23 protein-coding genes are annotated in these 21543 nt (G+C 65.0%); 12 read left to right on the forward strand and 11 right to left on the reverse strand.

The features are described from left to right. The first annotated feature begins 58 nt into the window (after nucleotides 1-58). Nucleotides 59-1435 carry a Trk system potassium transporter TrkA gene (gene trkA / locus R2B70_RS19100; RefSeq protein WP_042078365.1) on the forward strand — a complete coding sequence of 459 codons (1377 nt, stop codon included), beginning with the start codon at nucleotides 59-61 and terminating at the stop codon, nucleotides 1433-1435. Between the two features lie 93 nt (nucleotides 1436-1528). Next, nucleotides 1529-2971 carry a TrkH family potassium uptake protein gene (locus R2B70_RS19105; protein ID WP_318162232.1) on the forward strand — a complete coding sequence of 481 codons (1443 nt, stop codon included), beginning with the start codon at nucleotides 1529-1531 and terminating at the stop codon, nucleotides 2969-2971. Nucleotides 2972-3049: 78 nt separating this feature from the next. On the opposite strand, the gene rmuC is transcribed toward R2B70_RS19105, so the two are convergent. Further along, the gene (rmuC, locus tag R2B70_RS19110) at nucleotides 3050-4381 is read right to left on the reverse strand and encodes a DNA recombination protein RmuC (protein WP_318162233.1); all 1332 of its coding nucleotides are present in this window, start codon (nucleotides 4379-4381) and stop codon (nucleotides 3050-3052) included. 34 nt (nucleotides 4382-4415) lie between these two features. After that, nucleotides 4416-4631: a hypothetical protein gene (locus tag R2B70_RS19115; RefSeq protein WP_042078362.1), complete on the reverse strand. Its 216-nt coding sequence runs from the start codon at nucleotides 4629-4631 to the stop codon at nucleotides 4416-4418. 137 nt (nucleotides 4632-4768) lie between these two features. Here R2B70_RS19115 and R2B70_RS19120 point away from each other — a divergent pair, with 137 nt between their 5' ends. Then, nucleotides 4769-5281, forward strand: a complete 513-nt coding sequence (locus R2B70_RS19120; RefSeq protein ID WP_042078361.1) for a ferredoxin-type protein NapF — start codon at nucleotides 4769-4771, stop codon at nucleotides 5279-5281. 56 nt (nucleotides 5282-5337) lie between these two features. Here the strand turns inward: R2B70_RS19120 and R2B70_RS19125 are convergent, their stop codons facing one another. The 6 genes from R2B70_RS19125 to R2B70_RS19150 form a co-directional block, all read right to left on the reverse strand. Beyond that, on the reverse strand, nucleotides 5338-5790 hold the full coding sequence (locus R2B70_RS19125; RefSeq protein WP_042078360.1) for an Rrf2 family transcriptional regulator: 453 nt from the start codon (nucleotides 5788-5790) through the stop codon (nucleotides 5338-5340). Nucleotides 5791-6077: 287 nt separating this feature from the next. After that, complete coding sequence (locus tag R2B70_RS19130; RefSeq protein ID WP_318162234.1) at nucleotides 6078-6917, reverse strand: PfkB family carbohydrate kinase; 840 nt, start codon at nucleotides 6915-6917, stop codon at nucleotides 6078-6080. 59 nt (nucleotides 6918-6976) lie between these two features. Beyond that, nucleotides 6977-7948, reverse strand: coding sequence for a LysR substrate-binding domain-containing protein (locus R2B70_RS19135; RefSeq protein ID WP_042078357.1), 972 nt, complete (start codon nucleotides 7946-7948; stop codon nucleotides 6977-6979). 154 nt (nucleotides 7949-8102) lie between these two features. Continuing rightward, a complete protein-coding gene (locus tag R2B70_RS19140; protein WP_209794858.1) occupies nucleotides 8103-8831 on the reverse strand; it encodes a glutamine amidotransferase-related protein in 729 nt (242 codons plus the stop codon). Nucleotides 8832-8914: 83 nt separating this feature from the next. After that, nucleotides 8915-10411, reverse strand: coding sequence for a CoA-acylating methylmalonate-semialdehyde dehydrogenase (locus R2B70_RS19145; RefSeq protein ID WP_318162235.1), 1497 nt, complete (start codon nucleotides 10409-10411; stop codon nucleotides 8915-8917). Between the two features lie 72 nt (nucleotides 10412-10483). Continuing rightward, nucleotides 10484-11812, reverse strand: a complete 1329-nt coding sequence (locus R2B70_RS19150) for an aspartate aminotransferase family protein (RefSeq protein WP_318162236.1) — start codon at nucleotides 11810-11812, stop codon at nucleotides 10484-10486. Nucleotides 11813-11983: 171 nt separating this feature from the next. On the opposite strand from R2B70_RS19150, the gene R2B70_RS19155 reads away from it, so the two are divergent. The 6 genes from R2B70_RS19155 (at nucleotide 11984) to R2B70_RS19180 (ending at nucleotide 17088) form a co-directional block, all read left to right on the forward strand. Then, a complete protein-coding gene (locus tag R2B70_RS19155; protein ID WP_010672493.1) occupies nucleotides 11984-12526 on the forward strand; it encodes a cupin domain-containing protein in 543 nt (180 codons plus the stop codon). A 184-nt stretch (nucleotides 12527-12710) separates the two neighbouring features. Continuing rightward, nucleotides 12711-14207, forward strand: a complete 1497-nt coding sequence (locus R2B70_RS19160) for an aldehyde dehydrogenase (RefSeq protein ID WP_318162237.1) — start codon at nucleotides 12711-12713, stop codon at nucleotides 14205-14207. Nucleotides 14208-14331: 124 nt separating this feature from the next. Then, nucleotides 14332-14505, forward strand: coding sequence for a hypothetical protein (locus R2B70_RS19165; protein WP_167335716.1), 174 nt, complete (start codon nucleotides 14332-14334; stop codon nucleotides 14503-14505). A gap of 122 nt (nucleotides 14506-14627) precedes the next feature. Then, a complete protein-coding gene (rarD, locus tag R2B70_RS19170) occupies nucleotides 14628-15521 on the forward strand; it encodes an EamA family transporter RarD (protein ID WP_318162238.1) in 894 nt (297 codons plus the stop codon). A gap of 40 nt (nucleotides 15522-15561) precedes the next feature. Next, nucleotides 15562-16365, forward strand: coding sequence for an AraC family transcriptional regulator (locus R2B70_RS19175; RefSeq protein WP_219143302.1), 804 nt, complete (start codon nucleotides 15562-15564; stop codon nucleotides 16363-16365). An 84-nt stretch (nucleotides 16366-16449) separates the two neighbouring features. Next, nucleotides 16450-17088 (forward strand): LysE family translocator, encoded by a 639-nt coding sequence (locus R2B70_RS19180; protein WP_219143301.1) that lies wholly within the window; start codon nucleotides 16450-16452, stop codon nucleotides 17086-17088. Between the two features lie 18 nt (nucleotides 17089-17106). Here R2B70_RS19180 and R2B70_RS19185 read toward each other — a convergent pair whose 3' ends face one another. Continuing rightward, nucleotides 17107-17727 carry a LysE family translocator gene (locus tag R2B70_RS19185; RefSeq protein ID WP_318162239.1) on the reverse strand — a complete coding sequence of 207 codons (621 nt, stop codon included), beginning with the start codon at nucleotides 17725-17727 and terminating at the stop codon, nucleotides 17107-17109. A gap of 99 nt (nucleotides 17728-17826) precedes the next feature. Here R2B70_RS19185 and R2B70_RS19190 point away from each other — a divergent pair, with 99 nt between their 5' ends. Then, on the forward strand, nucleotides 17827-18723 hold the full coding sequence (locus R2B70_RS19190) for a LysR family transcriptional regulator (RefSeq protein WP_318162240.1): 897 nt from the start codon (nucleotides 17827-17829) through the stop codon (nucleotides 18721-18723). Nucleotides 18724-18727: 4 nt separating this feature from the next. On the opposite strand, the gene R2B70_RS19195 is transcribed toward R2B70_RS19190, so the two are convergent. Next, nucleotides 18728-19396 (reverse strand): chromophore lyase CpcT/CpeT, encoded by a 669-nt coding sequence (locus R2B70_RS19195; RefSeq protein WP_209794850.1) that lies wholly within the window; start codon nucleotides 19394-19396, stop codon nucleotides 18728-18730. A 203-nt stretch (nucleotides 19397-19599) separates the two neighbouring features. Between R2B70_RS19195 and R2B70_RS19200 the strand changes: the two genes are divergently transcribed. Both R2B70_RS19200 and R2B70_RS19205 read left to right on the forward strand, forming a co-directional pair. Next, nucleotides 19600-20256, forward strand: a complete 657-nt coding sequence (locus tag R2B70_RS19200; RefSeq protein ID WP_209794849.1) for a hypothetical protein — start codon at nucleotides 19600-19602, stop codon at nucleotides 20254-20256. Nucleotides 20257-20348: 92 nt separating this feature from the next. After that, nucleotides 20349-20798: an SRPBCC family protein gene (locus R2B70_RS19205; RefSeq protein ID WP_216991278.1), complete on the forward strand. Its 450-nt coding sequence runs from the start codon at nucleotides 20349-20351 to the stop codon at nucleotides 20796-20798. An 86-nt stretch (nucleotides 20799-20884) separates the two neighbouring features. On the opposite strand, the gene R2B70_RS19210 is transcribed toward R2B70_RS19205, so the two are convergent. Then, the gene (locus tag R2B70_RS19210) at nucleotides 20885-21385 is read right to left on the reverse strand and encodes a DUF1993 domain-containing protein (protein WP_318162241.1); all 501 of its coding nucleotides are present in this window, start codon (nucleotides 21383-21385) and stop codon (nucleotides 20885-20887) included. Nucleotides 21386-21543 lie beyond the last annotated feature (158 nt).

Raw genomic sequence — 21543 nt, forward strand, 5'->3', positions numbered from 1 at the left:
GGATACGGATGACGAGCCGCCCTCATTTCGAAGCAACAATCTTGAGTAAGATGTCCATATGAAAATCATCATTCTGGGTGCGGGTCAGGTGGGTGGCACCCTGGCGGAAAACCTCGCCGGCGAGAACAACGACATCACCATAGTCGACACCGACAGCGAGCGACTGCGGGAGCTGCAGGACAAGTTCGACCTGCGGGTGGTGAACGGTCACGGCGCTCACCCCAGGGTGCTGCGGGAGGCGGGCGCCCAGGATGCGGACATGCTGGTCGCCGTCACCAACAGCGACGAGACCAACATGGTCGCCTGCCAGGTGGCCTACTCCCTGTTCAACACCCCGAACAAGGTGGCGCGGATCCGCTCCCCCGCCTATCTGGTGGAACGGGATCGGCTGTTCCTGCCGGAATCCGTGCCGGTGGACCACCTGATCGCCCCCGAACAGCTGGTCACCGACTATGTGCGCCGTCTCATCGAGTACCCGGGCGCCTTGCAGGTGGTGGACTTCGCTGGCGGCAAGGTGGGTCTGGTGGCGGTCAAGGCCTACTATGGCGGCCCCCTGGTGGGCAACGCACTCTCCACCCTGCGGGATCACATGCCGAACATCGAGACCCGGGTCGCCGCCATCTTCCGTCAGGGGCGTTCCATCCGTCCCCAGGGCACCACCATCATCGAGGCCGATGACGAGGTGTTCTTCGTGGCGGCGGCGGGCCACATCCGCGCCGTGATGTCGGAGCTGCAGCGCCTGGAGAGCCCCTATCGCCGCATCATGATCGTCGGGGGCGGCAACATAGGTGCCGGTCTCGCCCGCCAGCTGGAGAAGCGCTACAGCGTGAAGCTTATCGAGCGCAACCAGAAGCGGGCGGAGCAGCTCTCGGAGAACCTGGAACACACCATCGTCTTCTGCGGCGATGCGGCGGACCAGGAGCTGCTCGCCGAAGAGCACATCGACCAGATCGACGTCTTCATCGCGGTGACCAACGAGGACGAGGCCAACATCATGTCGGCCCTGCTCGCCAAGAAGATGGGCGCCAAGAAGACCATGGTGCTGATCCAGCGCGGCGCCTACGTGGATCTGGTGCAGGGCGGCTCCATCGACATCGCCATCTCGCCCCAGCAGGCCACCATCTCGGCCCTGCTGACCCATGTGCGCCGGGCCGACATCGCCAACGTCTACAGCCTGCGCCGGGGTGCGGCCGAGGCCATCGAGGCCATCGCCCATGGCGACGAGAACACGTCCAAGGTGGTCGGCAAGACGGTGGGCGAGCTCAAGCTGCCGCCGGGCACCACGATCGGCGCCATAGTGCGGGGGGATGAGGTGCTGATCGCTCACGATCGCACCCGGATCCAGCAGGATGACCACGTGGTCATGTTCCTGGTGGACAAGAAATACATCCCGGAAGTGGAGCGTCTGTTCCAGCCCAGCCCCTTCTTCCTGTAAGCCGGCCATGTCTCAGGCAACGGCATCCAGACCCGGCCCCTTTCCGCAGGAAAGGCCCGGGTCTTTTTTCAATCAACGACCAGGTTATCTCGCATGATCAAGCTGCGTCCCATCGTCTTCACTCTGGGTCTGGTGCTCTCCAAGCTGGCCCTCTTCATGTGGCTGCCTACCCTGCTGGCCCTGCTGACCGGCTCGGAAGGCTTCGTCGAGTTTCTCAAATCCGTGCTCATCACCCACGGCGCCGCCCTGCTCTGCCTGCACCATGGGCGCAAGGCCGAGTTTCACCTCGGGGTGCGGGAGATGTTCCTGCTCACCACCTCGGTCTGGGTGGTGGCCTGCGTCTTCGGGGCGCTGCCCTTCGTCTTCATCACCCACATCGACTTTGCCGACGCCTACTTCGAGACCATGTCCGGGGTCACCACCACGGGCTCCACCGTGCTGTCGGGGCTGGACGGCATGGCCCACAGCATCCTGCTGTGGCGATCCATCCTGCAGTGGCTGGGCGGGGTGGGCTTTATCGTGATGGCGGTGGCGGTACTGCCCTACCTCAACGTCGGCGGCATGAAGCTGTTCCAGACCGAGAGTTCGGACTGGTCCGATAAGAGCGCGCCGCGGGCCAAGACGGTGGCCAACAACATAGTGGTGGTCTATCTGGTGCTCTCCATGCTCTGCTTCCTCGCCTACTGGGTGAGCGGCATGACCCTGTTCGAGGCGGTCAACCACGCCATGACCACGCTCAGCACCGGCGGCTACTCCACCTCGGACCAATCCATGTCCCACTTCTCCAACGAGGCGCACTGGATAGGCACCCTCTTCATGTTCCTCGGCGGCCTGCCCTTCCTGCTCTACGTGCAGGCCCTCTCCCGCCGTGACAACAGCCTGCTCAAGGACGCCCAGGTTCAGGGCTTCTTCTGGCTCGTGGTCTGGGTGACCGTCATCGTCACCTTCTATCTGTGGGTCAGGGATATTTACGGCTTTATGGATGCGCTGCGGATCAGCAGCTTCAACATCGTCTCCGTATTGACCACGACCGGCTATGGTCTCGGCGATTTCGGCACCTGGGGGCCGCTCACCAGCATCCTCTTCATGATCCTGCTGGCCCTCGGCGCCTGCTCGGGTTCCACCGCCGGCGGTCTCAAGATCTTCCGGGTGCAGGTCGCCTTCGCCCTGTTCAAGAAGCAGATGCGCCAGCTGATGCATCCCTCCGGCGTCTTCCCCCAGAAGTACAACGGCCGCCCGGTCAACGACGCCATCATCCGCTCCCTGATCTCCTTCGTGCTGGTCTACTTCGCCATCATACTGCTCATCGCCGCCCTGCTCGCCGCCATCGGGCTGGATCCCCTGACCGCCATCTCGGGCTCCATCACCGCCGTGGCCAACGTGGGCCCCGGCATGGGCCCTGTCATCGGCCCCAGCACCAACTTCGCCAGCCTGCCGGACTCGGCCAAGTGGATACTGTCGTTCGGCATGCTGCTGGGGCGGCTCGAGATCCTGACGGTGGCGGTGCTCTTCTTCCCCTCGTTCTGGAAGCAATAAACCCGCGACGCGCAACAGACGTGAGAAGGGCAGCCAATGGCTGCCCTTCTCGTTTCATGGGGTGGATGAGACACCGCCTCAGTCGGCCGACTCTTCCCGCTGTAGCGCCCGATCGACCAGGGATTCCGGCAGGGGCTTGGTGACCTCCACCCCCAGCTCGCGGAAGCGCTCCGCCTGGGCGATCAGGTTGCCACGGCCGTTGACCAGCCGGCCCATCGCCTTGTCGTAGCTCTCCTGCGCCTTGTGCAGGCTGCCCCCCATCTGCTGCATCTCCTCCACGAACAGCCGCAGCTTCTCATAGAGACGGCCGGCCCGTTCCGCTATCTGGCGCGCGTTCTGGTTCTGCCGCTCGTAGCGCCACAGGTTCTCTATGGTGCGCAGCGCCACCATCAGGTTGGTGGGGCTCACCAGCAGGATGTTGTGATCCAGCCCGTAGCGCACCAGGGAGGGATCGGCCTCCAGAGCGGTGAGGAAGGCAGGCTCCACCGCCACGAACATCAGCACATAGTCCAGGGTGCGCACCCCGGGCAGCTGCTGGTAATCCTTGCGCCCCAGTTCGCGGATGTGGCTGCGCACCGAGGCGACGTGCTCCTTGAGCGCCACCGCCCTCTCCAGCTCGTCGCCCGCGTTGTACCAGCGCTCGTAGGCGGTCAGGGACACCTTGGCGTCGATGATGATGTCCTTCTCCTGGGGCAGGTGGACGATGACGTCGGGCTGGTAGCGCCTGCCCTTGTCCACCTCGATATTCACCTGGGTGTGGTACTCGTGGCCCTCCCGCAGGCCGCACTCGGAGAGGATGCGAGCCAGCACCACCTCGCCCCAGTTGCCCTGCTGCTTGCTGTCCCCCTTGAGGGCGCGGGTCAGGGCCGCGGCCTCCTCAGTCATGCGGGCGTTGAGCTCGGCGAGCCGCTCCAGCTCGAACTTGAGGTTGTGGCGCTGTGCCGTCTCCTGGGCGTGGGTCTCCCCCACCTGGCGGCGGAACCCCTCGAGCTGCTCCTTGAGCGGAGTCAGCAGGAGATCCATGCTGTTCTGGTTCAGTTCGCGGAAGTTGCCGGCATTCTGCTCGAAGATACGGTTGGCCAGGTTCTCGAACTGCTGGCTCAGCCGCGCCTCCGCCTCCTGCTGCAGCTGCAGCTTCTCGGCGCTGGCGAGGCGCTCGCTGCGCAGAGTCGCCTCGGCCTCCTTGAGGCGGGCGGTGAGCTTGAGCAGCAGGGTCTGCTGCTGGTCCAGCTTCTGCTGGATCAGCATCTTCTCGTCCTGGGATTCGTCCAGCCTGTCCTGCAGCACCTGATGGCGCTCCTCCAGCAGCAGGACCTCTTCCCGGCCACTGCGGCGCCCCGCCAGCCAGCCGAGCAACAGGGCCAGCAGCGCCGCCAGCACGGCCGGCCACCAGGTCAGCAGCGAGCTCATCGGCGGTACCCTGGCTGCAGGCCGAGTGCAGGCATCATCGGCGCCCCCGCTGGCGCAGGAAGAGTTCGAGATAGCGGTTGAGCAACAGCCAGAGCAGCACGTAGAGCAGGTAGGCCGCCAGCACCACCCACTTGTGGCTGTTGACCCCGGTATCGAGTTCGCTGAACTCGATACCCTTGAGATGGCAGTAGGCCCACATCAGCAGGGGGAAGACATAGAGCAGAGAAGCACGCCACAGAAATAGCCACATGAGTTCATTCAATCCCGCAAAAAGACCCGCCTAGCTTACACAAGGGCAACCCGGCTTGCGATCCTGCCCCGCGCTATTCTCTGGCTTGCCCAACGAAAACTCGATAAAATTAACCCCTAATAGGTATAGGGGTGAGCATGACTCATTTTTTCTGTCGCTGGCTGGCACACGCATTGGGGGGCCCCCGCAAACCGGACGTGGTTTGCCATGAGGCCCGCCCGCCCTGGGCCATCGAAGAGTCCCAGTTCCTCACCCTTTGCAACCGCTGTGGCGACTGCTTCAAGGCCTGTCCCAACGGCCTGCTCAAACCCGCCGATCGGCCCGACTATGCCGGCACCCCAGTCGCCGGCACCCCGGTGCTGGATCTCGCCTGCGGCCAGTGCAGCTACTGTGGCAGCTGTGCCAGGGCCTGCCCCACGGGGGCGCTGGACCTGCGCCTCGGCCGCCAGGTGCAGACCCGGGTCAGGATAGAGGCGAGCTGCCAGGCCCGTCAGGGCTTCTACTGCCTGCTGTGCGAGGACGCCTGCCCCCAGCAGGCGATCAAGGTCGGCAGCGAGGGGGTGAGTGTCAACATGGCCGCCTGCGACGGCTGTGGCGCCTGCGGCCTCGCCTGCCTGCACGGCGCCATCACCCTGATCCCCCAGCACTAATATCGACTGTTTCAGAAAAACCAAGGGGCCCGCAGGCCCCTTGCTTCACCGCGGCCCTAGGCCATGGTCAGGATATTCTCCTGCTCGATGCCGAGCAGGTGGCACAGGCGGGTGGGATCCCGCACCGCATCCGCTAGGGTGTACTCCCCCAGCACCTCGAGGAAGGCGTTCATGGCGCGGCGCAGAATGCCCTGGATGCGGCAACCACCGGAGAGACGGCAGTTCTCGCGCTTGCAGTCCACCGGGCAGAGCACGTGCTCCATGTCCATCACCACGTCCCGCAGGTTGATGGAGACGGCGGCACGGCCGAGGCGGATGCCGCCATGCTTGCCACGCACCGTCTCTATGTACCCCTTGATGCCGAGCTGATGCACTATCTTGACCACGTGGTTGCGGGAGATGGCGAAGGTGTCCGCCACCTCGGTGATGGTCGACAGGCGATCACCGGGCTGGATGGCCAGAAAGGTCAGGGTACGCAGGGCATAGTCGGTAAATCGTGTGAGTTGCATGGTCGCACTTGCCTCTTACTACAAGCCAGAAATCAGGACGACAGCCGGTGGCCAAAGAGGGGGAACTGCACGTGCACCCGCACAGGTGTTGCATCTTCGACCGAGTCGTGGAGTGACAAGGTTAAGAGCAGCCCGGGCGGGTGTCGACGAAGATGTACATAAATCGACACTTTCTTTGATTGATCGCAAACTTGCAGGCTCACCCCGGGGTTTCGGCCATTTCTGGCGGCCAAGTCGCCCTGTTCGGGATGGCCGGTCCCTCCCGGATGGCCGGGGTCGTCAGCCCCTCAGTGGGGATGCTTCAACCAGTTTTTCAGGGCCTGGGAGGGGATGGAGCTCTCGGAGGCCACCGCGAAGGCACCCCAGTCCACCGCGCACTGCAACGCATCCCCCATCGCCATGCCCCGCGCCAGCCCATGGATGAGGCCGCCGGCGAAGGCATCCCCCGCCCCCGTGGTGTCCACCACCGAGACCGGTCGCGCCGCCACCCTGACCCGCTCCTCGCCGTGGATGGCGAGGGCCCCCGCCTTGCCCTCGGTCAGCACCAGCCATTCCAGCTGCTCCCCCGCCAGCTGGCGGGCATGCAGCCAGGGGTCGTCCACCTCGCCGAGATCGGAGCGGGAGGCCACCAGCACGTGACAGGGGCGGCGGGCCTGGCCGCCCTTGGGATACTGGGCCACCACGAAGCTCTTGGCGAGCATCTGGCGCATGTAGCCGATGATGGCGGTGCCGGGGTAGTTCACGTAGAGGCAGTCCACCCCCTCGGTCGGCAGATCCCCAGGCAGATCCGGACGGCGTGGCCGCCGGAGTATGGTGCGCTCGCCGGTGGAATCCACCAGGATCAGCAGCTCGCCGGTCTCGCCGCCGAAGCGCTCCACATGGCTGCAGTCCAGGCCGTAGCCCGCCGCCTGCTCCAGCAGCCAGTCACCGGTCTCGTCCAGCCCGACCCGGGAGGCAATGATAACCTCGTGTCCCGCCCACACCAGGCCGATGCCAGTGTTGGCGGCGCCACCGCCGAGCCGGCGGCCCTGATCCACGTATTGCAGCCGCGCCCCCGCCACCAGGGGTTCGGCCAGGGAGAGCACGTGATCACAGTTGAGATTGGCGAGCAGCAGGATGCGGGACATGGGAACCTCGGCGGGAGGAGGCCGGCACCCGGGGTGCCGGCACAGAGACGGAAGCGGGATCAGTAGACGGGCAGCTCCACCCCGGCCAGCAGCTCGTCGATGCGCGCCTGGGTCGGCTGCTGCATCACGTTCTGGATCATCTCCTTGGTGAGGTGGGGGGAGAAGGAGCTGATGAAGTCATACATGTAGTTCTGCAGGAGGATGCTCTTGCTGAAGCAGATCTGGGCCGGGCAGGGCTCGAACAGGTGCTCCAGGTTGATGGCCACGAGGCCGGGGGCATCGTGGTCGTTGGCCACCAGCGACGAGATGATGCCGATGCCGAAGCCCAGTTCCACGTAGCGCTTGATGACGCCGGCATCCATCACCGTCATGTAGTAGTTGGGGGTGAGCCCGGCGGCCTGGAACACCCTGTCCTGCACCTGGCGCCCGGTGGCGCCGCTCTCGTAGCTCAGGATGGGGTACTGGCAGAGTTGCTCCAGGGTCGGCTTCTTCACCTTGGCCAGGGGGTGATCCTGGGGCACCACCAGGGAGAGGGTCCAGAGGTAGGCGGGCAGCGCGATCAGCTCCTTGTCGAAGCCTATTTCGTGGGCCACGATGGAAAAATCCGAGTATCCCTTGCTGATCTGCTCCTTGGTGGCCGACATCACGGGATGCAGGTGGAACGAGATCTTGGGGTACTTCTTGGTGAAGTAGGTGACGCTTTTCGGCAGCAGGTAGCGCGCTATGGTGTGGGTGGTGTGGATGTTGAGGGTCCCCACGGTCGGATCCAGGTACTCCCGGGAGATGGCCTTGATCTTGCTCTCGATGTTGAGCATGGCCTCGGCACACTTGATGATCTCCTCCCCCACCGGGGTGATGCGGTGCAGGTGCTTGCCGCGGCGCTCGAAGATGCGCACCCCCAGCTCGCTCTCCAGCAAGCCGATCTGCTTGCTCACCCCAGGCTGGCTGGTATAGAGCGCATCGGAGGCGACGGAGACGTTGAGATTGTGGTCCCGCACCGCGATCAGATACTTCAACTGCTGTAGTTTCAAGGTTGCACCCTCACAGGCTGGCGCGGCTGTCGTGCATGGACAAGGCCGCCAAAGATGGCGGCCAGTGTATCATCCGAACTGGGCATATCGCCGCTTGATCCTTCATTTTGCTACAAAATCTAGCATCAGCGCGGTGGATATGACAAACGGGAGCTCAGCCTTGCGCGGCCCCGACCGGCAGTATGCCGAGGAACTGCAGCAACCACTGCATCATGGTGGCGGAGTCCACCTCCCCCTCCAGGGAGGAGAGGCTGCTCTGGTAGTGCGCATCGGGCAATCTGTCCCGCCGCCGCTCGATCAGGGCCCGGTTGTACTCCACCGAAAACTCAGGGTGGCCCTGGATGGCGACGATGTGATCCCCCTGCAGGAACATGAAGTTGGGGCAGAAGTCGTTGCCCGCCAGCAGGGTCGCCCCCGGCGGCAGCTGCTCCACCTGATCCTGGTGGCTTGCCAGGATCCGGATGGTGTCCAGCCCGGGTGCCATCCAGGGTTTCGTCGTCTGCATGGCATGGACCGACACCCCCAGCCCCCACCCCTTGGTGGACTTCATCACCTCCCCTCCCAGGGCCTGGGCGATCACCTGGTGGCCGAAGCAGACCCCGGCCAGCTTGACATTGGCGTCGTGGGCCCGGCGGATCCAGTCGCGCAGCGCCACTATCCAGGGGATGTCGCTGTAGGCATCGTGGCGCGAGCCGGTGATGAGCCAGGCATCGCATTCGGTCAGATCCGGGGGCAGATCGCCGTCCAGGGCGGACCAGACCCGAAATTCCAGCTCGGGGGCCAGCGCCCGGAAACCCTTGATAAACATCTCGGAGTAAACGGGACCAAAATCCCCCACCAAATCGGGGTCCAGCCGGTCACAATCGAGAATACCCAGTCGCATCTGTTACTCCTTGACAGAAGCGCCCCCGCAGACCGGCGGCCTGCGGGGGCAAGAGAATAAGGCCATGGCAGCGAGCCGGCGGCTCACTTCATGGTCGGCATGGAGAACTCGGCGCCGGCGCGCAGGCTCTGGGGCCAGCGGGCGGTCACCGTCTTCATCCGGGTGTAGAAACGCACCCCGTCCGGCCCGTGCATGTTGAGCGGCCCGAAGATGGACCGCTTCCAGCCACCGAAGCTGTGAAACGCCATGGGCACCGGAATGGGTACGTTCACCCCTACCATACCGACCTGAACCCGCGTGGTGAAGTCCCTTGCGGTATCGCCGTCACCGGTGAAGATGGCGGTGCCGTTGCCGTACTCGTGTTCGTTGATGAGCTTGAGCGCCGTCTCGTAGTCCGGCGCCCGCACTATGGCGAGCACGGGGCCGAAGATCTCCTCCCGGTAGATGCGCATCTCGGGGCCGACCCGATCGAACAGGCTGCCTCCGATAAAGTAGCCTTCCCCACGGCTGACACCGCGACCATCCACCACCAGCTCGGCCCCCTCGGCCACCCCCTGATCCACGTAGCCGCGCACCTTGGCCAGGTGTTCCCGGCTGATGAGGGGCCCCATCTCGTTCTCCGGACTCTGGCCCAGGCCGGGCCCGACCCGCAGGGCCGCCACCAGGGGCGAGAGTTTCGCGACCAGGGCATCGGCGGTCGCGTCCCCCACCACCACGGCCACCGAGATCGCCATGCAGCGCTCGCCCGCCGCACCATAGGCGGCCCCCATCAGGGCGGAAACCGCCTGATCCAGATTGGCATCCGGCATCACCACCATGTGGTTCTTGGCGCCGCCCAGGGCCTGCACCCGCTTGCCATGGGCCGAGGCGGTGGCATAGATGTATTGGGCGATGGGGGTGGAGCCGACGAAGGAGACGGCGCCGACTCGCGGGTCGGTCAGCAGCACGTCCACCACCTCCTTGTCGCCGTTGACCACGTTCAGCACCCCGTCCGGCAGGCCCGCCTGCTTGAGCAGCTCGGCCATGCGCAGGGCCAGCGACGGATCCTTCTCGGACGGCTTGAGGATGAAGCTGTTGCCGCAGGCCAGCGCCACCGGGAACATCCAGAGCGGCACCATGGCCGGGAAGTTGAACGGCGTGATGCCGGCGCAGACCCCCACCGGCTGCATCATGGAGTGGCTGTCGACCCCGCGGCCCACGTTGAGGGAGTGCTCCCCCTTGAGCAGATGGGGAATGCCGCAGGCAAACTCCACCACCTCCAGCCCCCGGGTCAGCTCCCCCTGGGCATCGGAGAAGACCTTGCCGTGCTCGCGGCTGATGAGCTGGGCCAGCTCGTCCCTGTGCTGCTCCATCAGCTCCTTGAAGCGAAACAGCACCCGGGCCCGCACCAGGGGCGGGGTCTGGGACCAGTCGGCAAAGGCGCGCTCGGCGCTGGCAATCACCTCGGCACACTCATCGGCGGTGCTGAGAACGACGGAGCCCTGCTGCTGTCCGGTGGCCGGATTGAAGATGGCGCCGAAACGCTCGCTGCGACTCTCTGTCGTCTCGCCGTCGATGAAGTTGTCGATCCTGTAACTCATAAATCCTCCGTGATGGGTCATCCGTCCTCGCCGCGCCGGGGGCGGCACAGGGCATCCTGCGTGATAAAGGGGTCAGTCCTGGGCCTGCAGGGCGTCCTGCAGCAGGGTGAAGAGATCGTCGATCTGGCTGCGTTCGATGATGAGGGGGGGCGACAGGGCGATGATGTCGCCGGTCACCCGGATCAGGGCCCCCTTCTCGAAGCAGCGCACGAACACCTCGTAGGCCCGCTTGCCCGGCGCATCGGCCATGGATTCCAGCTCGATGCCCGCCACCAGGCCGTAGTTGCGCACATCCTTCACGTGCTTGCAGCCCTTGAGGGAATGGGCCGCCTCCTCCCAGTAGCCCGCCAGATCGGCGGCCCGGGTCAGCAGATTTTCGCTGCGGTAGATCTCCAGGGTCGCCAGACCCGCAGCAGCCGCCACCGGGTGACCCGAGTAGGTGTAGCCGTGGAACAGCTCGATGGCCCCCTTACCCGCCGCCATCATGTCGTCATAGATATGGTTCTGCACCAGCACGGCCCCCATGGGGATGGCGCCGTTGGTGAGCCCCTTGGCACAGGTGATCATGTCGGGGATGACGTCGAACTCCTGAGCGGCGAAGGGGGAGCCGAGGCGGCCGAAACCGGTGATCACCTCGTCAAAAATCAGCAGGATGCCGTGCCTGGTGCAGATCTCCCGAAGGCGCTTGAGGTAGCCCTTGGGGGGCATGATGACGCCTGTGCTGCCGGCGATGGGCTCGACGATGACCGCCGCGATGTTGCTGGCGTCGTGCAGGAAGACGATCTTCTCCAGTTCATCGGCCAGGGTGAGGTCTTCTGCTGGCAGCCCCTTGGTGAACGCATTTTTCCCTATGTTGAGGGTGTGGGGCAGATGATCCACCCCGGTCAGCAGGGAGCCGAACCACTTGCGGTTGCCGGGAATGCCCCCCACCGAGATGCCGCCAAAGCCGACCCCGTGGTAGCCGCGCTCGCGCCCGATGAGCCGGGTGCGGGTCCCCTGGCCCCGCGCCCGCTGCCAGGCCAGGGCGATCTTGAGCGCGGTGTCGACGGACTCCGATCCGGAGTTGGTATAGAAGACGTGGCCGAAGCCCTTGGGGGCGATCTCCACCAGCCGGTTGGCCAGCTCGAACGGCAGGGGGTGGCCCATCTGGAAGGTGGGGGCAAAGTCGAGGTGGGAGATCTGCTGGGAGACCGCCTCGGCAATCTCGCGCCGACCATGGCCCGCGTTGCAACACCAGAGTCCGGCAGTGCCATCCAGTATCTTGCGGCCATCCTCTGAGTGATAATACATCCCCTCTGCCGACTTCAGGATGCGCGGCGCCGCCTTGAACTGCTGGTTGGCGGTGAACGGCATCCAGAATGCGGACATGTCGGGGGTATTGATGTCGCTGACAGGTTTCATGGTCACCTCATCCTTAAGGCGTTTAGTAACACCCGGCCAATGCCTATTAAATTAAACACCTGAATCCATAAAAACGGGCTTTTATCGCCCGGCTTGGTGTCACCCCTCAGGGGTGGTATAAGATATTTAACACAATTTTAATAATAGTAAACAGTCAAGGAGTGTCTAACGATGGATATCGGTCACCGCCTCAAGGCGGTTCGCACCAAGGCGGCCCTCTCCCAGCGCGAGCTGGCAAAACGCTCCGGTGTGACCAACGGCTTTATCTCCCAGATCGAGAAAAATCAGGTGAGCCCCTCGGTGGCCTCCCTGCGCAAGGTGCTGGAAGGCATCCCCATGTCCCTGGCCAGCTTCTTCACCGACGAGACGGAGATGGATTCCGAGGTGATCTTCCGTGCGGACGACATGCCGGATCTCGGCACCCACCCCATCAGCTACCGCCTGGTGGGCCACAGCCGCGCCAACCGCGCCATCGGCATGATGCAGGAGATACTGCCCCCGGGGGCCGACACCGGCGACGACATGCTGAGTCACGAGGGGGAAGAGTGCGGCATCGTCATCCGGGGTCAGGTGGAGGTCACCGTCGGCGAGCAGGTTCACCTGCTGGCACCGGGGGATGGCTACTACTTCGACAGCCGCACCCCCCACCGTTTTCGCAACGTGGGGGATCAGGAGTGCGTGCTGATCTCCGCCAACACCCCCGCCAGCTTCTGACACTCGGCGGACCAAGGGATTATGCCAATCCCGACTTGGGCGCCCCGGCCAGTTTCCGGGAGCCGCCGAGGCGATCAGAGGGGCAAGGTGTTTAATGAATTGTTACAGGATGGATTTACAACCGGCAGGATGTTTAGCATATTGATACGCGGAGACTGACTTTCTGCCGGTTCAAGGAGTGAACATGAGTGACCTGACCCTGGCCCAGTGGCAACACAAGGCCGCCCATCTGACCCTACCCTCGCAAGCCTTTATCGACGGCAGCTACCGGGACGCCGTCAACGGCGCCACTTTCGACTGCATCAACCCGGCCAACGGCAAGCTGCTGACTCGGGTCGCCTCCTGCGACGCCGCCGACGCCGAGCTGGCGGTGCAAGCCGCCCGTGCCGCCTTCGACGACAAGCGCTGGTGCGGCCTCTCCCCCAAGCAGCGCAAGCTCATCATGCAGCGCTTCGCCGAGCTGATGCGGCTCAACCAGGTGGAGCTGGCACTGCTGGAGTCCCTGGACATGGGCAAGCCCATCGGCGACGCCATGGGCTATGACGCCCCCGCCGCCGCCAACTGCATCGCCTGGAACGCCGAGGCCATCGACAAGATCTACGATCAGGTCGCCCCGGTGGATGAGTCCGCCCTGGCCCTGGTGACCCGCGAGCCCCTCGGCGTCGTGGCCGCCATCGTTCCCTGGAACTTCCCCCTGGTGATGGCCTGCTGGAAGCTGGGCCCGGCGCTCGCCACCGGCAACTCGGTGATCCTCAAGCCCTCCGAGAAGTCCCCCCTCACCGCCCTGCGCATCGCGGGTCTGGCGAAAGAGGCGGGCATCCCGGACGGCGTCTTCAACGTGCTGCCGGGCTTCGGCCATACGGTGGGCGAGGCGCTCGCCATGCACATGGACGTGGACTGCATCACCTTCACCGGCTCCACCCGCATCGGCAAGCACCTGGTGCAGTGCTCCGGGAAATCCAATCTGAAACGCGCCTTTATGGAGTGCGGCGGCAAGAGCCCCAACATAGTGCTGGCGGACGCGCCGGATCTGGATGCCGCAGCCAGAAGCGCCGTCGGCGCCATCTTCTACAACCAGGGGGAAGTGTGCACCGCCGCCTCCCGCCTGCTGGTGCAGAACAGCATCAAGCCGCAGTTCATGGAGCGGCTGCTGGCCCACGCCCGTGAATGGATCTCGTCCAACCCCCTCGATCCCGCCACCCGCATCGGCGCCATGGTGGACAGCATCCAGATGGAGCAGGTGCTGAACTACATCACCATCGGCCAGCAGGAGGGGGCCAGGCTGCTGCTGGGGGGCAAGCGCACCCAGATCGAGAGCGGCGGCTACTACATCGAGCCCACCATCTTTGACGAGGTGACGCCCCAGATGCGGATCTTCCGCGAGGAGATCTTCGGCCCCGTGCTGGCGGTGACCGGCTTCGACACCCTGGACGAGGCCATCGCCCTTGGCAACGACACCGACTACGGTCTGGCCGCCGCGATCTGGACGGCGGATCTCAACCAGGCGGTCAAGGGCTCCCGCGCCCTGCGCGCCGGCACCGTCTTCGTCAACAACTGGGACGGGGGCGACATGACCATGCCGTTTGGCGGCTTCAAGCAGTCCGGCAACGGCCGCGACAAGTCCCTGCACGCCCTGGAGAAGTATACCGAGCTGAAAAGCACCTGGATCCAGCTCGATTAGCATCGAATATGACGAGATCCGGCGACAAAGGGGGAGAAATCCCCCTTTTTCATTTTTACCCTTTCATCGCGGGCCCTAATCGATATAATCGTCAAATAGCAAGCCGTTCAATTTAAAGATAAAAATGCTGTTTTTTCTGGGAAGTGTACTGTTTCTGGTGGTGGGACTGCCGCTCCTGTTCTTCGTGCTGGGTCAGGGGGAAGCCTATGTGACCTGGGGGCCCTGGATCTCCGCCATCGCCCTGATGCTGTGGCTGTTGATGGACGTGGACAAGATCCGCCGCGGGGGCGGTCGCTGACCCTGTTTCTGCTGTCAAAATCCCCTCAGACCCATTTATTGACTTCTTTCCCCCCAAAAGGATGGCTACACTGCACTTTTGCGATGTTTCCTTACATCCGCTCTCCAGTGAAGGTTATCCGCATGCAACAACAGATCCAGCGCCAGGGCGTCCTCTATGCCCTCGGCGCCTATACCCTTTGGGGCCTGGCTCCCATCTACTTCAAGACGCTCTCCGCCGTGCCGGCCGCCGAGATCCTGACCCACCGCATGATCTGGTCCTGCGCCCTGCTGATGGTGCTGGTCCTGCTCGGCCGCCAGTGGCACAAGGTGCAGGCGGTGCTGCGCCAGCCGAGGGTGCTGCTCACCCTGGCCTTCACCTCGGTCACCGTCGGCGGCAACTGGCTGCTGTTCATCTGGGCCATCAACAACGGCCACATGCTGGATGCGAGCCTGGGCTACTACATCAACCCCCTGTTCAACGTGCTGCTCGGCATGCTGTTCCTGAGCGAGCAGCTGCGCCGGTTGCAGTGGTGGGCGGTCGGGCTCGCCGTCATCGGGGTCGCCATCCAGCTCATCGCCTTCGGCTCCCTGCCCTGGATAGCCCTGGTGCTGGCCTCGAGCTTCGCCATCTATGGCCTCATTCGCAAGAAGCTGGCCCTAGACGCGCTGACCGGCCTGCTCATCGAGACCCTGATCATGCTGCCGCCGGCCGCCTTCTATCTGTGGGGCATCGCCGACAGCCCCACCAGCCACCTCACGCAAAACGACTGGCACCTGAACCTGCTGCTCGTCGCCGCCGGTGCCGTCACCACGGCGCCCCTGCTCTGCTTCACTGCGGCGGCCACCCGGCTCAAGCTCTCCACCCTGGGCTTCTTCCAGTACATAGGCCCCAGCCTGATGTTCATCCTGGCGGTGACCCTGTACGGGGAGGCGCTGGCGCTGGACAAGATGATCACCTTCGGCTGCATCTGGAGCGCCCTGGTGCTGTTCAGCCTGGACGGGCTGCGCAACAGCAGGCAGAAGCCGGCGCAATAATCTACAAGCCAGGGATCGGGTTTTGGGGTATCAATAGGCCATGAGCGCACCCCAATCCCGCATCCACTACTGGCAATCCCGGCTGCTGCCGGGGGTCGAACTCTCCCACTCCCACCACAGGGAGTTCAGCTACGGCCGCCACGTGCACCTGGACTACCACATCGGTCTGGTGCAGCGGGGCGGCCAGAAGTTCATCCACAAGGGCAACAGCCACCACCTGGTGCGCGGCGAGCTCTCCACCGTCAACCCGGACGAGATGCACGACGGCCTCAGCCTGCTGCCGGAAGGGTACGAGGTGCGGGTCTTCGCCATCGCGCCGGAGCAGCTGGCCCGCTGGCTGCCGGAGCACCCGGAGCCCTTCTTCGACAAGGGGTTGCAGAGTCGCCCCGACCTCTATCAGGGCTTTGCCCGGCTGCACATGTATCTGGATCAACCAAAGCCGGACGGTCTGCTGGCGGAGAGCCAGCTGCTAGCCCTGCTCGGCGAACTGTTCCGGCTAGCCCCCGAGCGCCACGCCCTGGCGGATCCCCAGCTCAGATACCTGCGCGACCATCTGCTGGCCCGGCTGGACGAGCGCCACAGCCTGGAGGATCTCGCCGCCCTGTTCGGGCTCGATCGCTTCGCCTTCCTGCGCCAGTTCAAGAAGAAGACCGGCATGACCCCCTACGCCTGGCTCAAGCGACTGCGTCTGGAACAGGGCAAGCGCCTGCTCGGCAGCGGCCTGCCGGTGAGCGAGGTGGCGCTGACGGTCGGCTTCTTCGATCAGAGCCACTTCCACCACGGTTTTCGTCAGGCCTTCGGGCTCACCCCGGCGGAGTATCGCCAGCAGATGCAGCCGACCTGAGGAGTCACGCCTGCAATCTTTTACAATCCGGCGACCCCCGTCCTGCCCCATGCTGTCACCTCCATACCGCTGTCCGAGGTCTTTATGTTTACCAGCCTGTTTCTGACCCTGGGGCTCGTCCATCTCGTCGCCCTGGCGAGCCCGGGCCCAGATTTCGCGCTCATCCTGCGCACCAGCCTGCATCGCCCCACCGCCCTCGGGGCGGCGCTCGGCATCGCGCTCGCCATCCTGCTCCACGCCACCCTGAGCCTGACCGGCATCAGCCTGCTGATCGCAAGCCAGCCCTGGCTGTTCCTCGCGGTGAAACTGGTGGGGGCCCTCTATCTGGGGTGGCTCGGCTGGGGGGCGCTGAAGGCGGCCTGGCAGGGGGCGGGAAATCTGGCGCTGCAGGCAGGCAACGAGCGACAGGGCTGGCGCAAGGGGGTGAGACGGGGGCTGGCCACCAATCTGCTCAACCCCAAGGCGCTGCTGTTCTTCATGGGACTGCTGGCGGCCATGGTGACGCCCCAGGTAGACGGCCTGACCCGGGGCCTGCTGATCCTGGAGCTGTTCCTGCTCTCCCTCCTCTGGTTCGGCGCCCTGGCCTGGAGCCTCTCCACCGCCCGGGCCCAGCGCCTGCTCGGCCGCATCCAGCGCCCCCTCAACTTGGTCACCGGCCTCTTGTTCGGCGCGGTCAGCCTCTCCATCCTCCTCGACCTGCAGACGCACTGGCCCGGGGCCTGACCGGCTCGGGCAGGCCGTTCATCCCCACAGCCGCAGCAACAGCAGCAGGGAGAAGCCGATGAACATCAGTGCCGACACCCGGTTGATCCCCCTGGCGAAGCGCTGACCAAAGCCCTGCGCCCCCACCCAGCGAAACACCAGGCAGTAGCCGCCGTGCACCACCAGCACCACGGCGCTGAAGGTGAGCGCCAGCAACAGGCACTGCCCCGACGCCCCCTGGCGAAAGTCGATGAACTGGGGAAACAGGCTGGTGAAGAAGATGATGGCCTTGGGGTTAAGCAGGCTGATGAGCGCCCCCTTGAGGAAGCTGCGCCGGCAATCCCGCTCCGAGACGGCCCCCATCACCGGGCTCGTCGCCCGCTGGCGCCAGGCGCTCACCCCGAGATAGAAGAGGTAACAGGCGCCCCCCAGGGTGAGGATCTGCTGGCCCATGGCCAGCCAGCGGGTAAACCAGATCACCACCAGCGAGGCCATGGCCGCCACCAGCAATATGCCCGTCGCCACGCCGCAGAACCCGGCGATGGCATGGCGGCTGCCCCGGGTCAGGGTGTTGCCTATGGTGTAGATCACCGCGGGGCCGGGGGTGAGCACGGTCCCGATGGCAAGCAGCAGGTAGATGGCATAATAATCGGGGCTCATCGGGAGACTCCAGTGTCGAACGGCTGCCACCCAGTATATTGACAGCCGTTTCTCCTGCCAGACATAGTGGCGACGGGCTTTATAAACCAGGAGTTTGGAATGGACCGCTTCACCGCCATCGAGATCTTCGTCGACGTCGCCCGGGCAGGCAGCTTCAGCGCCGTGGCGGAACGCTTCGAGATGACGCCGGCCATGATAGGCAAGTACATCAAGTGGCTGGAGGCCAGGGTCGGCTCCCGCCTGCTGAACCGCAATACCCGCAGCCAGAGCCTGACCGAGGCGGGTCGGGAGTACCTCGCCGGCTGTCAGAGCCTGTTGCAGCACTACCGGGAGCTGGAGCAGAACACCCAGGCCCACACTGGTCAGGCGACGGGCAAGATCCGCATCAGCGCGCCCTATACCTTCGGCACCTACCGGCTGACCCCCTTGCTGTGCCGCTTCATGGCGCACTACCCGCAGATCCGCATCGAGCTGGACCTCTCGGACCTGCTGGTCGACGTGACGGGGGACGGCTTCGATCTCGTCTTCCGGGTCGGCGCCCCCAAGGATGCCGCCTTCATCGCCAGGCCCATGGCGACGTCGATTCCGGTGTTCTGCGCCTCACCCCGCTACCTGCAGCGGCACGGCACCCCGCGGGAGCTGGCGGAGCTGGCCCGGCACCACTGCCTGGGCTTCACCCCCTGGCTGAGCCAGTCGAACCTCGCCGGCGAGTTTCCCCTCGACCAGCTGCACCTGTGGGACAGCCCCTTCGTCAGCAACCATGGCGGCGCCCTCAAGATGGCCGCCCTGCACCATGCGGGCATAGTGCTGCAACCGCGCGCCCTGCTGAGGGAGGAGCTGGCCAGCGGCGCCCTGGTGGAGATCCTCTCCCACGCCCTGCCCGCCCCGCGCCCGGTCAACCTGCTCTATCCGGCCCGGGAGCCCATGCCGCTGCGCCTGCGGCTGCTCATCGACTATCTCTGCGAGCATCGCCGCGAGCTGGATCTCCCAGCCTGAGTCGCTACTCCCCGCGCCGAGTGCCCTTGCGCAGATAGACATAACCCTCCCCCGGGCTGCCCCAGCGCTGGCGGGCGCCATTGTCATAGGCCCTGTCCAGCAGCCTGACGCTGTCCGGCCCGATCCAGAGGTACTGCACCAGGGTGGTGGCGCCGCCAAAGTCGGTGGCACAGTGACCGACCTGGGTGTGCCCCCTGTAGTCTCCCCCCGGCTGGCGGGTCAGCCAGATCTCGCACCCCTCGCGCAGGGAGAGCTGCTGCGGGGTGAGGGAATCGAGCAGCTCGGGCTGGCGCCAGGCGCCGGCGAAATCCGTGGCCCTCGGCATGGTCAGCTCCGCCATCAGGATGCGGCCATCGGGCAGCGGGGAGAAACGGTAGATGCGCTGGCGAAACGGCCGCAGCGCCCGCTCGGTCAGGAACTGCTCCGCATAGACCCAGCGAAAGGGCCCCTCTCCCGGCCAGATCTCCACCAGCCGCAGCTCGGCGCTGGTGAAGCGGGCATCAAAGGTGGCCTGCTCCTGGCTGGAGAACTCCCCGGTAAACCAGGAGAGCAGCGGCTCCATCCTGGCCTGAGTGGTGGGGGAACTGGCCGGGGTGGCCACGAAGGGGACGGGCGCAGCCCAGATCAGGCCGGCGTAAAACAGCCCCAGCAGGGCCGCCATCAGCTGTGTCATCGAATCCTTCCGAGTCGCTTGCATGGCGGCGATTATATGAGCGAACGGCGACAATAACCTCTATCTTGATCAACTCCTCGCCAATCCCCCCGGAAAATCATCCTGTTAGCGAAGGAGTCAGACGCGAGGGACGCGCCGGGCAGCCTTGACCCGGCCAGGGGGCCGACCCATGCTCATGATCTCACGGACATGGAGGTCCCCCTATGAGCCAGTCCCGTTTTTCCCCCCTCGATCCCATCTCGCGCTATTCCGAGATCCTGTTCGGCCTGCTGATGGTGCTGACCTTCACCGGCGGCTTCAATGCTTTCGAAGCGGGCCGGGCCGAGGTGAGGGATCTGCTGATCGCCGGCATCGGCTGCAACCTCGCCTGGGGCATGATCGATGCCATCGTCTACCTCATCACCACCCTGACCGAGCGCGGCCGCGCCCTGCGACTGCTGCAACGGCTCAACCTGCTGCCGTCGGGGGACCACAGGGGGATCGCGGCGCTGCGTAATGCCCTGCCCGGCCCGCTTGCGGCGATCTGCCGCGACGACGAGCTCGGCGACTGGCAGACACGCCTGCGCCAACGCCCCGAGCTGAGCCAGGGCGCCATATTCCGCTGGAACGATCTGCTCAACAGCCTGGGGGTCTTCCTCATGGTGTTCCTCTCCACCTTTCCCGTGCTGCTGCCCTTCATCTTCCTGGCGGATCCGGTGCCGGCCCTGCGCCTCTCCCACGCCATCGCCCTCGTCATGCTGATGGGAATAGGGTATGGCCTGGCCCGCCATGCCGGCTCGCCGCGCCCTTGGCTTATCGGCGTGCTCTTCGCCGCGGCCGGCGTCGCCATCGTGCTGGTCACCATAGCCCTGGGGGGCTGAGGGAGCCCTCCTCCCCCACCTTGGCACAGGCCGCCACCAACCCAGGCGGCGGCGACTATCCTTGCTCCGGAACCACAGAGAAGGAATCCATCATGAGCACAGGCACTGTCACACTGCATCGCGTCCTCAAGGCCCCGCCAGAGCGGGTCTATCGCGCCTTTATCGACGGGGACGCCCTCGCCAAGTGGCTGCCGCCCCACGGCTTCACCTGCAAGGTGGCGCATCTGGAGGCCAGGGTCGGCGGCAGCTTTCGCATGGCGTTCTCGAATTTCGCCACCGGCCACAGCCACGCCTTCGGCGGCGAGTACCTGGCACTGGAGCCGGGCAAACGCATCCGCTACACGGATCGCTTCGACGACCCCAACCTACCGGGGGAGATGAGGGTCACCATCACCCTGACCGAGGTGGTGTGCGGCACCAGCCTGGAGATAGAGCAGGCCGGGATCCCCGAGCTCATCCCGGTGGCCATGTGCTACCTCGGCTGGCAGGAGTCCCTGGTGCAGCTCGCCGCCCTGGTGGAGCCCGAGATCCCGAACGAATGACCCGGCGCCATCCCGGGGATGCCGGACCCGCAAAAAGCAAAGAGCCTGCCGGATGGCAGGCTCTTTTCATGTGCAATGCCCAGCACTCATTGCAGGTTCAGGCCGCCCAGATAGTCCCGCTTGCCCAGATCCACCCCGGCCTGGCGCAGCAGGGCATAGGTCATGGTCAGATGGAAGTAGAAGTTCGGAATGCCGTACTCGTGGACGCAGGTGTGACCGTCCATCCCCTTGCCACCGGCCCAGTAGGGGTAGTAGTGGCCGCTCGCATACCGGCTGAAGTCGGCGTCCAGCTTGCCCTCCAGATAGACGATGGTCCTGGCGACGTGGGCGCGCAGGTCCGCCATGGTCTTGGGATCGTCCCCGAGCACCGGCGGCTCGCTCAGGCTGGCGGTGGCCACCACGGCGCGGGCGCTGTCACAGCAGATCAGCACCTGCTTGGCAAACGGCAGCATGTCGACGATCAGGCGCTCGCCGAGGAAGTTCTCCACGTTGAATTTCTTCGCCTCGGCGTGGGCCTCGGCCTTGGCGAGGCAATGGTCCAGGTTGGTCAGCATCTTGATAAACTGGGCGGCAATATCACGGTTCATAGCAGGCTCTCGGTTGGTTGAAGGCAGAAATGCGAGCGGCCTCCACTATAGCGCATCCGCCTTCCGGTTCGAGCCCGGGGCAACACAAAGCGACCACGGGCTGCGACAGGGAGTGGCAGGCGACGCGCCCCCGGGGCGCCCCGGTTCAGGCCCTCCCG

Origin of the sequence: Aeromonas sp. XH (genome assembly GCF_033348475.1) — a bacterium.
GTDB classification, from domain to species: Bacteria; Pseudomonadota; Gammaproteobacteria; order Enterobacterales; family Aeromonadaceae; genus Aeromonas; species Aeromonas sanarellii.